This is a genomic window from Streptococcus sp. 2018162 (assembly GCF_019754175.1).
GTDB classification, from domain to species: Bacteria; Bacillota; Bacilli; order Lactobacillales; family Streptococcaceae; genus Streptococcus; species Streptococcus hashimotonensis.
The window spans coordinates 76129-91782 of the sequence record NZ_JAIJZP010000008.1 but is presented as its reverse complement, the minus strand read 5'-3'; the positions used below and the strand labels follow the sequence as shown (position 1 = coordinate 91782).

Below are 15654 nucleotides of genomic sequence, written 5' to 3'. Positions count from 1 at the left end.
TTTGATGCGACGTCTAGCGTCAAAAGAGTTCTCGACTTAACAAGACACCTCTACTTTATCATAAAGAAAAAGTAGTGAGTACTTTCTCCCGTCGGAGATTTCCTCACTACTAATCTTAGTATGTTTTTGTGCATTCCATTCTCCATTTCAAAATATTGGTGCAAATTAATTTGGCTTGTGAAAGTATTTTTGTTGAATTTTATTCGTTTTCTCCTGTAATTTTTGGTATAATAAATCCTGTATATCTTAAATTGAAATGAGAAGGTTATGAAAGATAAAATTAGGCTTGAATTAGAAGGCATCGATATTCGATTCGATGAGCCTTTAAAAGAATATACCTATACAAAAGTAGGAGGAGCTGTTGATTATCTAGCTTTTCCGCGGAATCGTTACGAGATTGTTCGTATAGTAGAATTTGCTAAACGCGAAGGTATTCCATGGCAAGTATTAGGAAATTCAAGTAATATCATTGTCCGAGATGGCGGTATTCGTGGTTTTGTTATCCGTATGGATAAACTTAACTCCGTTACTGTATCAGGATACACCATTGAAGCGGAAGCAGGTGCCAATCTGATTGAAACGACAAAAGTCGCACTTTTCCATTCTTTATCAGGATTTGAATTTGCTTGTGGTATTCCGGGAAGCGTTGGTGGTGCTGTCTATATGAATGCAGGTGCTTACGGAGGTGAAGTAGCACACATTCTAGTTTCAGCGCAGATTTTGACTCCAGCAGGTTATGTCGAAACATTGGACAATCGTGAGTTACGATTTGGCTACCGTTCTTCTATCTTGCAGGAAAATGGTGCGATTGTTTTGTCTGCAAAATTTGCCCTCAAGCCAGGAAATCATACGGTTATTCAACAAGAAATGGCTCGTTTGACACATTTACGCGAACTCAAGCAACCTTTGGAATATCCATCTTGTGGTTCAGTCTTCAAACGTCCACTTGGTCACTTCGCAGGACAGTTGATTATGGATGCGGGTTTAAAAGGTTATCGAATCGGTGGAGTCGAAGTTTCTGAAAAACACGCTGGCTTTATGGTCAATGTTGCCGATGGAACGGCATTGGACTATGAACATTTGATTGCTCATGTGATTGAAGTCGTTGAAAAATCTTCAGGAATTACTCTGGAGAGAGAGGTGCGTATTATCGGCGATCCTGCTGATACACTCTAGCCATCAGGCTCTTACAAAAAAGAAGGAATTTATGAGAATTGAAAAAGCCAATTATTGAATTTAAGAACGTTTCAAAAGTATTTGAAGACAGTGGAACAACTGTATTAAAGGATATTAGTTTTGAATTGGAAGAGGGGAAATTTTATACCCTTTTAGGAGCTTCTGGTTCAGGTAAATCAACGATTTTGAACATTATCGCTGGTCTATTGGATGCGAGTTCAGGTGATATTTATCTGGACGGTCAACGGATTAATGATGTTCCGACCAATAAACGGGATGTCCATACTGTTTTCCAGTCCTATGCCCTTTTCCCACATATGACTGTCTTTGAAAATGTGGCTTTTCCTCTTAAATTACGAAAAGTTGACAAGGCTGAAATCGAACGCCGTGTGACAGAAGCCTTACAAATGGTCCGACTTTCTGGTTATGAAAATCGTTCCATTCAGAAATTGTCTGGTGGTCAACGCCAGCGGGTTGCTATTGCACGTGCGATTATCAACCAGCCTCGCGTCGTCTTGCTAGATGAGCCACTTTCTGCTCTGGACTTGAAACTAAGAACGGAAATGCAGTACGAACTGCGTGAATTGCAACAACGTCTAGGAATTACCTTCGTCTTCGTTACCCATGACCAAGAAGAAGCTCTGGCCATGAGTGACTGGATTTTTGTCATGAATGAAGGTGAGATTGTCCAGTCTGGGACGCCAGTGGACATTTACGACGAGCCAATCAACCATTTTGTTGCTACCTTCATCGGTGAATCCAATATCCTTCCAGGCCGCATGATAGAAGACTACTTGGTTGAGTTTAACGGCAAGCGCTTTGAAGCTGTCGATGGCGGTATGCGACCAAACGAAGAAGTTGAAGTTGTTATCCGTCCAGAAGATTTGCAGATTACCTTACCTGAAGAAGGCAAATTGCAGGTAAAAGTGGATACACAGCTCTTCCGTGGTGTTCACTATGAAATCATTGCTTATGATGACCTTGGTAATGAGTGGATGATTCATTCAACCCGTAAGGCCATTGTGGGAGAAGTGATTGGTCTGGATTTTGAACCAGAAGACATTCATATCATGCGGCTCAATGAAACAGAGGAAGAATTCGATGCTCGTATCGAAGAATATGTGGAAGTGGAAGAAGTAGAAGATGGCTTGATTAACGCCATTGAGGAGGAACGCAATGAAGAAAACCTCTAGGCTTTTTGCAATTCCCTATGCCCTATGGGTCTTTCTCTTTGTACTCGCTCCAGTTGCCTTGATTATCTTCAAATCTTTCTTTGATATTCATGGCAATTTCACTTTGGCCAACTACCAGACCTATTTTAACTCGCCAAATATGACCTATCTGCGAATGAGTTTTAACTCTATTTTTTACGCAGGTATTATTACTCTGGTCACACTTTTGGTTTCTTACCCAACAGCCTATTTCTTGACCAAACTCAAGCATAGACAACTCTGGCTCATGTTGATTATCTTGCCAACCTGGGTCAATCTTTTGCTGAAAGCCTATGCCTTTATCGGTATTTTTGGGCAACACGGCTCTATCAACCAGTTCCTAGAATTTATTGGTCTAGGAGCTCAGCAAATTCTTTTCACAGATTTCTCCTTTATTGCTGTTGCAGCCTATATCGAGATTCCGTTTATGATTTTGCCGATCTTTAACGCCTTGGATGATTTGGATAAAAACCTAATCAATGCCAGTCGTGATTTGGGAGCAACTCCTTGGCAGACCTTCACAAAAGTTATTTTTCCTCTTTCTATGAACGGCGTTCGTTCAGGTGTTCAGGCAGTTTTCATTCCGAGTTTGAGCCTCTTCATGTTGACCCGTTTGATTGGCGGTAACCGAGTCATTACACTGGGAACAGCCATCGAACAACATTTCCTCACAACACAAAACTGGGGAATGGGTTCAACCATTGGTGTGGTCTTGATTTTGGCCATGCTCTTGATTATGTGGATGACGAAAGAGAGGAAGAAATAATGAAGAAATTTGCAAACATCTATTTAACAGTTGCCTTCCTCTTACTTTATCTGCCCATTTTTTATCTCATTTTCTATGCCTTTAATGAAGGCGGGGATATGAATGGCTTTACAGGCTTTACCTTGGAGCATTTTTCTTCCATGCTCAGTGATAGCCGTCTCATGCTCATCTTAGCTCAAACCTTCCTATTAGCTTTTTTGAGTTCTTTGATTGCGACCCTTATCGGAACTTTCGGCGCCATCTATATCTATCAGGCAAAACCTCGTTTTCAAAATGCACTCTTGTCTGTCAATAATATCTTAATGGTAGCACCGGACGTCATGATTGGGGCGAGTTTCTTAATTCTCTTTACCATGATTGGTTTCCAGCTTGGCTTTGTCTCAGTATTGCTCAGTCATATTGCCTTTTCTATTCCAATCGTAGTATTGATGGTCTTGCCACGGCTGAAGGAAATGAATGCGGATATGATTTCAGCAGCTTATGATTTGGGGGCAACTCAACCACAAATGCTGAAAGAAATCATGTTGCCATACCTAACACCAGCTATCATTGCAGGCTACTTCATGGCCTTTACCTATTCCTTGGATGACTTTGCCGTGACCTTCTTTGTAACAGGGAATGGCTACTCAAACCTTTCGGTTGAAATCTACTCGCGGGCTCGTCAAGGTATTTCCTTGGAAATCAATGCCTTGTCAACCCTTGTTTTCCTTTTCTCTATCTTATTGGTAGTGGGTTATTATTTCATCTCGCGTGAAAAGGAGGCCAACTAATGAAACGATTGTATTCATTTTTTGTAGGAGTTATAGCTATTGTACTGGTTTTATGGGGAATTAGTTCAAAATTAGAAGCTGATTCAACCCAGGGGACAACTGATAAACTTGTCATCTATAACTGGGGCGATTATATTGACCCAGAATTACTCGCAGAATTTACGGCTGAAACTGGTATTCAGGTAGATTATCAGACCTTTGACTCCAACGAATCCATGTACACAAAGATTAAGCAGGGTGGAACAACCTACGATTTGACAATCCCATCTGAGTACATGATTTCTAAGATGACAGAAGAAAATATGTTAATCAAGCTGGATAAATCTAAGATTGAAGGGATAGAAAATATCGATCCACGATTTATGGGACTTAGCTTTGACAAGAATAATGATTATTCTATTCCATATTTCTGGGGAACCTTGGGTATTGTTTACAATGAAACCATGGTAGAAAATCCTCCTCAGGAATGGGAAGACTTGTGGTCAGAGGAGTACCGTGACAATATCATGTTAATTGATGGTGTGCGTGAAGTCATGGGCTTTGGTCTACAATCACTGGGCTATAGTCTCAATTCCAACAATCCTACCGAGATTGAAAAGGCAGCCGAACATCTTTATAATTTAACTCCAAATGTCAAAGCAATTGTTGCTGATGAGATAAAAGGTTATATGATACAAGATGCGGCAGCAATTGCTGTTTCGTTCTCAGGTGAGGCGAGTGAAATGTTAGATGGAAATGAAAATCTGCGCTATGTTGTACCATCAAAAGGTTCAAACCTTTGGTTCGATAACATGGTCATTCCAAAAACAGCAAAAAATATTGATGGAGCTTACGCCTTTATGAGTTTTATGCTTCGTCCTGAAAATGCGCTTCGCAATGCAGAATATGTTGGCTATTCAACACCAATTCCTGCAGCCAAGGCTATGCTGGATGAGGAGACTCAGAACGACGAATCCTTCTATCCTTCAGAAGAAACGATGAAGAAGATGGAAGTTTATGATAATCTTGGACCAGAGATGCTTGGAATGTATAATGACCTCTATCTCCAATTCAAGATGTATCGGAAATAGTCTGAATATCCATATCTAGTTTTCAAATCAGAATAGTATGAGCAACCGCAAATAGTGGTTGCTTTTTACTGTTCATTTAATACATTCAGTATCACAGATTCCAGTTATAAATATTAACTATACCTAGTTATAGTTTGAAAAAATAACTGAATTTTCAGAATATACTTGCAATACCGATAATTTTATGTTTTAATATATTTATTGGTTTTGCCAATAATGAAGGAGAAAAACTAGGAGGAAAAGTTATGAAAAAGAAAGAAACTTTCTCACTTCGGAAGTATAAAATTGGAACTGTGTCTGTTCTTTTGGGTGCAGTTTTTTTGTTTGCAGGTGCACCATCGGTAGCTGCAGATGAATTGACAAGCCTTGTAGAGACTAAGGTGGAAGCAACTGTTCCTGATGCAATCGTCAGCGAATCAGCCTCAGAAAGTCCCGTAGTCGAGGAGTTGGTTGACACTTCTGTGGAGGCTACCCCAACTGATGTAACCACTACAGATAATGAAGAAGAAACACCTGGCTCAGAAGCTCTTGAAAACATCACAAATGCAGAAGTAGAGACAACTCAACCAGCTGTAGAAACTCCAGTTATTTCAGAGAAAAAAGTAGAAGAAGAGGAGAAGCTTTCCGTAGCAGATGAGACTACTGCTATTACGAATCAGGAAGAAGCGAAACCACAAAACATTGATAGTAATACGATCATTACAGTGCCTAAAGTTTGGGATAGTGGTTACAAGGGCGAAGGAACAGTAGTTGCAATCATAGATTCCGGTCTTGACGTTGACCACGATGTATTGCATATTTCAGACCTCTCAACTGCAAAATATAAATCAGAAAAAGAGATAGAAGCAGCTAAAGAAGCAGCAGGAATTACCTACGGTGAATGGTTTAACGATAAGGTTGTATTTGGTTATAACTATGTTGATGTGAATACTGTCTTGAAAGAAGAAGACAAACGTTCACACGGTATGCACGTAACAAGTATTGCCACAGGAAATCCGACACAACCAGTCGCTGGACAATTAATGTATGGTGTAGCTCCTGAAGCGCAAGTCATGTTTATGCGTGTATTCTCAGACCTCAAAGCTACAACAGGCGCAGCATTGTACGTAAAGGCGATTGAAGATGCTGTAAAATTGGGTGCAGATAGCATCAACCTCAGTCTGGGAGGAGCTAACGGCTCTGTTGTTAACATGAATGAAAATGTGACTGCAGCAATCGAGGCTGCTCGTCGTGCAGGGGTTTCTGTTGTTATTGCAGCTGGTAATGATGGAACATTTGGTTCAGGTCATTCTAATCCGTCAGCCGATTATCCAGATTATGGCTTGGTCGGTGCTCCTTCAACAGCTCGCGATGCAATTTCTGTCGCTTCTTACAATAACACAACGGTTGGTAGTAAAGTAATTAATATCATTGGCTTAGAAAACAATGCTGATTTGAATTACGGTAAGAGTTCGTTTGATAATCCAGAGAAAAGTCCCGTACCATTTGAAATCGGGAAAGAATATGAATATGTCTATGCGGGAATCGGTCAAGCTTCGGATTTTGATGGTCTAGATTTGACTGGAAAACTTGCACTCATCAAACGTGGAACGATTACCTTCTCAGAAAAAATAGCCAATGCAACAGCTGCAGGTGCAGTAGGGGTGATCATTTTCAATAGTCGTCCAGGTGAAGCCAATGTAAGCATGCAACTTGATGATACAGCTATTGCAATTCCATCTGTCTTCATTCCATTGGAATTTGGTGAAGCTTTGGCAGCTAACTCATATAAGATTGCGTTCAATAACGAAACAGATATTCGCCCTAACCCAGAAGCAGGTCTTCTTTCAGATTTTTCAAGTTGGGGTCTATCAGCGGATGGCGAGCTAAAACCAGACTTAGCTGCTCCAGGTGGTGCTATTTATGCAGCCATCAATGATAATGACTATGCCAACATGCAGGGAACAAGTATGGCTTCACCACACGTGGCAGGAGCAGCCGTACTAGTAAAACAGTATTTACAGGCAACTTACCCTACTAAGTCCCCTCAAGAAATCGAAGCCATAGTAAAACACTTGCTTATGGCTACTGCTAAAGCACATGTGAACAAAGAAACAACGGCCTACACTTCCCCACGCCAACAAGGTGCAGGTATCATCGATACTGCAGCAGCTATTTCTACAGGTTTATATTTGACTGGCGAAGATGGGTATGGCAGCATTACCTTGGGAAATGTTGAGGATACATTCAGCTTTACGGTCACACTTCATAACATTACAAACGAAGATAAGACTTTAAACTACTCAACACAATTAACAACGGATACTGTTCAAAACGGATTGATCACCTTGGCTCCACGTCTATTAGCAGAGATTCCTGGCGGTAAGGTGACTGTGAAAGCCAATTCAAGTACAACTGTTACAATTAATGTCGATGGATCGAGCTTTGCAGAAGAATTGACAGGTTTGATGAAGAATGGTTACTATCTTGAAGGTTTTGTTCGATTTACAGATGTAGCCGACGGCGGTGATATTGTCAGCATTCCATACGTTGGTTTCCGTGGGGAATTCCAAAATCTAGCCGTTCTAGAAGAGCCGATTTACAATCTTATTGCCGATGGTAAGGGGGGCTTCTACTTTGAACCTGTTACAGCACAGCCAAATACTGTTGACATCAGCCATCACTACACAGGTCTTGTTACAGGAAGTACGGAGTTAATCTATTCTACAGACAAACGATCTGACCTTGCGATCAAGACTCTTGGTACATTTAAAAATGAAGCAGGATACTTTGTTTTAGAGCTTGATGAGTCTGGTAAACCTCATTTAGCTATCTCACCAAATGGGGATAACAACCAAGATTCGCTCGCTTTCAAAGGTGTCTTCTTGAGAAATTATACTGATTTAGTCGCAAGCGTCTATGCTGCAGATGATACTGAGCGAACAAATCCACTTTGGGAAAGTCAACCACAGTCAGGCAATAAAAACTTCTATAGTGGTGATCCTAAAAATCCAAAATCAAGCATTATTTATCCTACTGAATGGAATGGAACAGATAGTGACGGAAATGCTTTAGCAGATGGTAAGTATCAATACGTTTTGACCTACTCATCTGAAGTTCCAGGTGCAGCAGTACAAACTATGATTTTCGACGTTATCATCGATAGAGAATCACCAGTTATCACCACAGCTACCTATGATGAAACAAACTTTACATTTAACCCTCGTCCAGCCATTGAAAAAGGAGAATCAGGTCTATATCGTGAGCAAGTATTCTATCTTGTAGCAGATGCAAGCGGTGTGACAACTATTCCTTCCTTATTAGAAAATGGTGATGTAACCGTTTCTGATAATAAGGTATTTGTGGCACAAAACGATGATGGCTCCTTCACATTGCCTCTTGATCTTGCAGATATTTCAAAATTCTACTACACAGTGGAGGATTATGCTGGTAACATCAGCTATGAAAAAGTAGAGAATCTGATCAGTATTGGCAATGAAAAAGGGTTGGTAACTGTCAATATTCTTGATAAAGATACAAATAGTCCTGTACCAATACTCTTCTCTTACTCAGTCACCGATGAAACAGGCAAGATTGTTGCAGAATTACCACGATATGCCGGCGATACTAGCGTTCTTAAGCTACCATTTGGTACTTACACCTTTGATTTATTCCTATATGATACAGAGTGGTCAAGCCTAGCAGGTGAAACAAAAGCAGTCGTGACGATTTCGGAAGAAAATAGCACTGCCGAGGTGAATTTCTATGTGACTTTGAAAGATAAGGCTAACTTGCTGGTAGATATTGATGCATTACTACCTTCTGGTTCAACCATCCAACTGGTAACCGCTGATGGCCAGACTATTCAGCTACCAAATGCTAAATATTCTAAGACTGATTATGGTAAATTTGTACCAGTTGGTACCTACACTATCCTTCCAACCCTCCCAGAAGGCTATGAATTTTTGGAAGAATTAGACGTAGCAGTACTTGCAAACCAGTCAAATGTTAAGAAATTAACCTTGATTAATAAAGTTGCTTTGAAAGAACTGATTGCTGAACTTGCAGGACTTGAAGAAACAGCGCGTTATTACAATGCTAGTCCAGAACTTCAAACTGCCTATGCTAAAGCATTAGAAGATGCCAATGCAATATATGCCAATAAACACAATCAGGCACAAGTAGATTCAGCACTTGCCAGTCTTGTGGCGGCGAGAGAACAGCTAAACGGTCAGGCTACCGATAAGGAAAAACTAATTGCTGAAGTATCAAACTACACACCGACTCAGGCAAACTTTATTTATTACAATGCTGAAAATACCAAACAAATTGCCTATGATACAGCTGTTCGTTCAGCACAACTTGTATTGAACCAAGAGAATGTAACACAGGCAGTTGTCAACCAAGCGTTGGCTGACTTGTTAGCAGCGAAAACCAACTTAGATGGTCAAAAGACTGATATTTCAGCCCTTCGTAGCGCAGTATCCGTTTCTTCCGTATTAAAAGCGACAGATGCTAAGTATCTCAATGCATCTGAGAACGTGAAACAAGCTTATGACCAGGCAGTTGAAGCAGCGAAAGCGATTCTAGCTGATGAATCTGCAAGCCAAGCAAGTGTCGATCAAGCCCTAGCCGTTCTGACAAGCGCTCAGGCAGAACTGGATGGTGTTGCTACTTCAACAAATGATGCCAAAGAGCCAGCAAATACTGCCACTGACAAAAAAGATGAAGGCACTGTAACGCCTCCACCTATAGACTCAGAAAAAGTTGATGTACAGGCACCTCCTGTAAAAGATACTGGGAATTCAGGGCATGTACCGATAGATCAGAAGCCAAACCCTCAACCAACTTTACCTCGTCCAGTCACTTTGCAAGCTAGTCTATCTAGCACTAATCAAGAAAAACAGGTGACTCAACTACCAAATACTGGAGAAAATGATACGAGATACTATCTTGTTCTTGGTGTCATTATTGGGCTAGGGACTCTGTTGGTAAGCAATCGACGTCACAAGGAAGAAGTATAACCAACACTAGCTTTATCACAAGTTTGCTAAATAATAAAACCGCTTAATCACTGATTAGGCGGTTGTTTGTGTTTGAAATTGAAGCATTATCTTTTGGATGTTTCTTGAGACATCAGTTGGCTTTACAAGATAATAATCTTGAGCCAGTTGGTCGGCAATATAGGAGTGGAGGTAGGTTGCTACAAGGATTCTTTCATATAGTTGAACATGGGGAAATTGTACAGCAAATCCTGCAATCATACCTGCAAGAGTATCTCCCATACCTCCTGTTGCTTGGTAGGGACCACCAGCTCCTATTGGAGTGACTTGGTTTGGCTGGGTTTTTAGGATTTGAGTAGCAGAACTTTTAGCTACAAGGATTGTATTTTCTTGAAAAGATTGCAAGGCTTCAAGATTTCTTTGGCTTGTTTGGTTAGCAACCGGAATGGCTGATAACCGTTCCCATTCTTTCTGGTGGGGTGTCAGGATGACTTGGTTACACGGGAAGTTCTTCCTGTTTTGTTTTGCGACTAAGGTAAGGGCTGAGCCGTCAAGAACTAAAATCTGCTGGTCAGATAAATGTTCAAAAACAAAGTCCAATAACTGTTCAGCTCTGCTATTTTCCCCCAAACCTGGACCAATCAATACCAAGTCAGCATTTTCTAAGCTACTTATCAGCAAGGCTTGATCGTCAAATGAAAATGCCATGGCTTCAGGCAGATGACTATGTAAGGCTGGCATGTTGTCTTTTTCAGTAGCAACAATTACCAAGCCTGCTCCACTGTTGACGGTTGCTAGTGCGGCCATGATAATCGCTCCACCATAAGGATACAGTCCACCAATCAGCAAGGCTCGACCATAGCTTCCCTTATGGCTATTGCGTGGTCTTACTTGAATAACCTTTCTACAGAGTTCTTGTAAGTCCATACTTATTCCCCCTTTTCTTCTTATTATATCACGAGGAATGAGGTTTATGACAATCCAGATTTTAGATAAATCCAAGTTTTCATGCTATAATGAATTCATGGTATTATCAAAAAAACGTGCAAGAAAAGTTATTGAAGAAATCATCGCTCTATATCCTGATGCTAAGCCAAGTTTGGATTTTCGAAATCACTTTGAGTTGGTATGTGCAGTGCTCTTATCTGCTCAAACTACAGACGCTGCGGTGAATAAGGCAACACCTGGTTTGTTCGCTGCTTTCCCAACGCCACAAGCCATGGCAGCAGCAGAAGTAAAGGATATTGAGCCTTATATTTCTCGTTTGGGTTTGTATCGTAATAAAGCCAAATTTTTAAAAGAATGCGCCCAGCAGTTATTGGAACGGCATAATGGCATTGTTCCGCAGACTCGTGAGGAATTAGAAGCTCTGGCAGGAGTGGGAAGAAAAACGGCCAATGTTGTCTTAAGTGTCGGTTTCGGAATCCCAGCCTTTGCAGTTGATACCCACGTGGGACGGATTTGTAAACACCACGATATTGTCAAAAAATCGGCTACACCCCTGGAAACAGAAAAACGAGTCATGGAAGTCCTACCTCCTGAACTCTGGCTCCCTGCTCATCAAGCTATGATTTATTTTGGTCGTGAGGTTTGCCATCCTAAGAACCCTGAATGCGAAAAATTCCCACAATTATATGAATTTGACTAAAAAATCTTCTGTTTTTGAAGATTTTTTTAGTTTTTATGTGAAATTGTTTGAGTAAATTCTGAACATTTTTTTAAATTTTATAAGAATAGTAACTCAGAAAAGAATTATACGAATGTTATGTTTTATAAACTAGTCCCAAAAGTGATATATCCGAATATTGTCTAGATAGGTTTCTTTTTTATTGACAAAACACAAACAATAAGCTATACTATATCTTGTAATAAGGAAAAAATACGAAAAACAAACTGTTTTTCTGTTCCAATGTTAAGAAAAAGAGGTAGAAGCATGTTCAACGAAACTCCAGTTTTTGACTACGAAGATATTCAGCTCATTCCAAATAAATGTATCATCAATAGCCGTTCCGAGGCAGATACAACAGTGACTCTTGGGAAATATAGCTTTAAATTACCAGTTGTTCCAGCTAATATGCAGACTATTATTGATGAAGATGTAGCAGAAATGCTTGCCAAAGAAGGGTATTTCTACATCATGCATCGTTTCGATGAAGCTGGTCGTATTCCATTTATCAAACGCATGCACGAGCAAGGTTTGATTGCTTCCATCTCTGTTGGCGTAAAAGAATATGAATATGAGTTTGTGACTAGCTTGAAAGCTGATGCCCCTGAGTTTATCACCATTGATATTGCTCATGGTCATGCAGAAAGTGTTATCAAGATGATCCAACATATCAAGAAAGAATTACCTGAGACTTTTGTCATTGCAGGTAATGTCGGTACTCCAGAAGCAGTTCGTGAACTAGAAAATGCTGGTGCGGATGCGACAAAAGTTGGTATTGGTCCAGGTAAAGTATGTATTACAAAGGTTAAGACTGGTTTTGGTACAGGTGGTTGGCAGTTGGCTGCCCTTCGTTGGTGCGCAAAAGCTGCCCGTAAACCAATTATTGCGGACGGAGGTATCCGTACCCACGGAGATATTGCCAAATCTATCCGCTTCGGAGCAAGCATGGTCATGATTGGTTCGCTCTTTGCTGGTCACATTGAAAGCCCAGGTAAAACAATTGAAGTTGATGGCGAGAAATTCAAAGAGTACTATGGTTCTGCATCTGAATACCAAAAAGGTGCATACAAAAACGTTGAAGGAAAGAAAATTCTCTTGCCAGCCAAGGGACATTTGAAAGATACTCTGATTGAAATGGAGCAAGATTTGCAGTCATCTATTTCTTATGCAGGTGGACGTGACATTACCAGCTTGAAGCATGTGGACTATGTTATTGTAAAAAACTCGATCTGGAATGGTGACTCTATCTAGTCAAAGAGGACTTGCAATGCAGGTCCTTTTCTTGTTACAATATTTATATAAAATTGAAAGAGAATAAGCATGTACCAAACAAGAAATAACAAAGAGAAGCTCTGGCTCTTTATCAAAATATTTTTGCCCATTTTAATTTATCAATTTGCTAATTACTCCGCATCCTTTATCGATACCATGATGACAGGCCAGTACAGCACTATGGATTTGGCAGGTGTTTCCATGGCAACAAGTCTTTGGAATCCGCTTTTTTCATTTCTAACAGGGATTGTATCTGCACTGGTCCCAATCATCGCTCAACATTTAGGAAAAGGTGAAAGAGATAAGATTCGTGAGGAGTTTCATCAGTTTGTCTATCTAGCCATCGGATTAACCATTTTACTCTTGTGCTCGGTCCTATTTATTGCTGTTCCCACCTTGGCTCAGTTTGGACTTGATGAATCTGTTTTTCAAGTTGGCAAGCAGTACCTCTATTTTATTTCCATTGGCATCCTGCCTCTCTTGCTCTTTAGTGTCTGTCGCTCTTTTTTCGACGCCTTGGGCTTGACCCGACTCTCCATGTACCTCATGTTGCTCCTTGTCCCATTTAACAGTCTATTTAACTATCTCTTAATTTATGGAAAAATGGGCCTACCGGCCCTAGGCGGAGCTGGAGCTGGATTGGGTACTGCTTTAGCTTATTGGGCGGTATTGCTAGTAATTGTCATTGTCATGTGCAAAAATAAGACCATTGCACCTTATCAGATTTGGCGGTGGAGTCCGATTAATGGGGCTTTACTGAAAGAAGGACTGAAAATCGGACTTCCCATCGGTTTACAAGTCTTTGCAGAAGTAGCAATTTTTGCAGTAGTAGGGCTCTACATGGCAAAATTTTCAGCCCAGATTATAGCAGCCCACCAGTCAGCTATGAACTTTGCGACATTATTATATGCCTTTCCTGCCTCAGTTTCTTCAGCCCTAGCTATTGTCATTGCTTATGAAGTAGGGGCCAAACGACCACAAGATGTGAAAGCCTACAGCCGTTTAGGACGCCTGGTGGCACTTGGTTTTGCAGGCTTAACACTCACTTTCCTATATTTTTTCCGCTCTAAAGTTGCCTACCTTTATGGTAATGACGCAGAATTTATCCGTCTGACTTCGCATTTTCTTAGCTTTGCCCTCATGTTCCAGTTAGCAGATGCCTTTACAGCACCTATTCAGGGGATATTACGTGGTTACAAGGATACCACCGTTCCCTTTATACTTGGTTTGGTTGCCTATTGGTCCATGACCTTCCCAGTCGCATTCTTGCTTGAAAGATTTTTCCAAATGGGTCCAGAAGCCTATTGGATTGGTCTTATTTCAGGGATTTTTGTCTGCGGGATAGCTCTTAATTTGCGCTTGATTAAAATAGCTCATTCTCATTTGTCCGTGAAATAAATTAACTATGAAAGTCGGAGGTATCCGGCTTTTTCTCTCTTGTGAAAATATCTTGCTCATGTTAAAATAAAAAGATAGAAAATCAAATGGAGAAGTCATGAATTATTTTAACGTAGGAAAGATTGTCAATACCCAAGGTTTGCAAGGAGAAATGCGTGTTTTATCTGTGACCGATTTTGCAGAAGAACGCTTCAAAAAAGGGGCAAAACTAGCCTTGTTTAATGACAAGGATCAGTTTGTCATGGAAGTGGAAATTGCTAGTCACCGTAAGGCTAAAAACTTTGATATTATCAAGTTTAAGGGCATGTATCATATCAACGATATTGAAAAGTACAAGGGCTTTAGTTTGAAAATCGCCGAGGAAAACTTGACCGATCTCGAAGACGGTGAATTTTATTACCATGAGATTATCGGCTTGGATGTCTATGAGAATGATATTCTGATTGGACAAATCAAGGAAATTTTACAACCAGGTGCCAATGATGTTTGGGTTGTGAAAAGAAAAGGTAAGAAAGACTTGCTCTTGCCATATATTCCACCTGTTGTCTTGAACATTGATATTCCAAATAACCGTGTCGATGTGGAATTGCTCGAGGGCCTAGACGATGAGAATTGATATTTTGACCCTCTTCCCTGAGATGTTTGCACCTCTAGAACACTCTATTGTGGGTAAGGCGCGTGACAAGGGCTTGTTGGAAATCAACTACCACAATTTCCGAGAGAAAGCTGAAAAGGCACGCCATGTGGACGATGAACCCTATGGCGGAGGACAAGGTATGTTGCTCCGTGCCCAGCCAATTTTTGATACCATGGATAGCATTGAACAAACCACTCCACGTGTTATCCTATTGGATCCCGCTGGGCGTACTTTCAATCAGGCCTATGCTGAAGAATTGGCACAAGAAGAGCAGTTGATTTTCATCTGCGGTCACTATGAAGGATATGATGAGCGGATTAAAACTTTGGTAACGGATGAAATTTCTCTCGGGGACTATGTTCTGACAGGTGGAGAGTTGGCAGCTATGACCATGATCGATGCTACCGTTCGCCTGATTCCAGAGGTTATTGGTAAGGAAGTCAGTCATACGGATGATAGTTTTTCATCAGGGCTATTGGAATATCCTCAATACACCCGACCATACGAGTATCGTGGAATGGTAGTTCCAGATGTATTAATGAGCGGTCACCATGAAAATATTCGTAAATGGCGTTTGGAGGAAAGTCTACGCAAAACCTATCAACGTCGTCCAGACTTGTTAGAAAACTACAATTTTACAGCTGAAGAGTTAGCTATTTTTGAAAAAATCAAAGCAGAAGACACAGTTGATTAGACTGTGTTTTTC

Annotated in this window: 12 protein-coding genes; 11 read left to right on the top strand and 1 reads right to left on the bottom strand. The window is 40.6% G+C overall.

Annotation, left to right across the window (positions count from 1 at the left end; translation table 11 throughout):
• The first annotated feature begins 267 nt into the window (after positions 1–267).
• The 6 genes from murB (at position 268) to K5Q22_RS07470 (ending at position 9996) form a co-directional block, all read left to right on the top strand.
• The gene (gene murB / locus K5Q22_RS07495) at positions 268–1176 is read left to right on the top strand and encodes a UDP-N-acetylmuramate dehydrogenase (protein ID WP_029171811.1); all 909 of its coding nucleotides are present in this window, start codon (positions 268–270) and stop codon (positions 1174–1176) included.
• 38 nt (positions 1177–1214) lie between these two features.
• Positions 1215–2369 carry an ABC transporter ATP-binding protein gene (locus K5Q22_RS07490; protein ID WP_024384228.1) on the top strand — a complete coding sequence of 385 codons (1155 nt, stop codon included), beginning with the start codon at positions 1215–1217 and terminating at the stop codon, positions 2367–2369.
• Positions 2353–3153 carry an ABC transporter permease gene (locus K5Q22_RS07485; RefSeq protein WP_002938659.1) on the top strand — a complete coding sequence of 267 codons (801 nt, stop codon included), beginning with the start codon at positions 2353–2355 and terminating at the stop codon, positions 3151–3153. Before K5Q22_RS07490 ends, K5Q22_RS07485 begins: the two co-directional genes overlap by 17 nt.
• Positions 3153–3923, top strand: coding sequence for an ABC transporter permease (locus K5Q22_RS07480; protein WP_024384229.1), 771 nt, complete (start codon positions 3153–3155; stop codon positions 3921–3923). Before K5Q22_RS07485 ends, K5Q22_RS07480 begins: the two co-directional genes overlap by 1 nt.
• Positions 3923–4993: an ABC transporter substrate-binding protein gene (locus K5Q22_RS07475; protein WP_205014203.1), complete on the top strand. Its 1071-nt coding sequence runs from the start codon at positions 3923–3925 to the stop codon at positions 4991–4993. The genes K5Q22_RS07480 and K5Q22_RS07475 overlap by 1 nt, the downstream gene beginning before the upstream one ends.
• 245 nt (positions 4994–5238) lie before the next feature.
• Positions 5239–9996 (top strand): S8 family serine peptidase, encoded by a 4758-nt coding sequence (locus K5Q22_RS07470; RefSeq protein WP_205014205.1) that lies wholly within the window; start codon positions 5239–5241, stop codon positions 9994–9996.
• A 54-nt stretch (positions 9997–10050) separates the two neighbouring features.
• Here the strand turns inward: K5Q22_RS07470 and K5Q22_RS07465 are convergent, their stop codons facing one another.
• Positions 10051–10902 carry an NAD(P)H-hydrate dehydratase gene (locus K5Q22_RS07465; RefSeq protein WP_205014207.1) on the bottom strand — a complete coding sequence of 284 codons (852 nt, stop codon included), beginning with the start codon at positions 10900–10902 and terminating at the stop codon, positions 10051–10053.
• Positions 10903–10999: 97 nt separating this feature from the next.
• Here K5Q22_RS07465 and nth point away from each other — a divergent pair, with 97 nt between their 5' ends.
• From nth to trmD, 5 genes are all read left to right on the top strand, one after another.
• Positions 11000–11623, top strand: coding sequence for an endonuclease III (nth, locus tag K5Q22_RS07460; RefSeq protein WP_024384233.1), 624 nt, complete (start codon positions 11000–11002; stop codon positions 11621–11623).
• 285 nt (positions 11624–11908) lie between these two features.
• A complete protein-coding gene (guaC, locus tag K5Q22_RS07455; protein WP_029171805.1) occupies positions 11909–12892 on the top strand; it encodes a GMP reductase in 984 nt (327 codons plus the stop codon).
• Between the two features lie 69 nt (positions 12893–12961).
• Positions 12962–14311: an MATE family efflux transporter gene (locus tag K5Q22_RS07450; protein ID WP_205014209.1), complete on the top strand. Its 1350-nt coding sequence runs from the start codon at positions 12962–12964 to the stop codon at positions 14309–14311.
• Between the two features lie 97 nt (positions 14312–14408).
• Positions 14409–14927, top strand: coding sequence for a ribosome maturation factor RimM (gene rimM, locus K5Q22_RS07445; protein ID WP_024385681.1), 519 nt, complete (start codon positions 14409–14411; stop codon positions 14925–14927).
• Positions 14917–15642: a tRNA (guanosine(37)-N1)-methyltransferase TrmD gene (gene trmD / locus K5Q22_RS07440; RefSeq protein ID WP_024413623.1), complete on the top strand. Its 726-nt coding sequence runs from the start codon at positions 14917–14919 to the stop codon at positions 15640–15642. Before rimM ends, trmD begins: the two co-directional genes overlap by 11 nt.
• Positions 15643–15654: the final 12 nt, after the last annotated feature.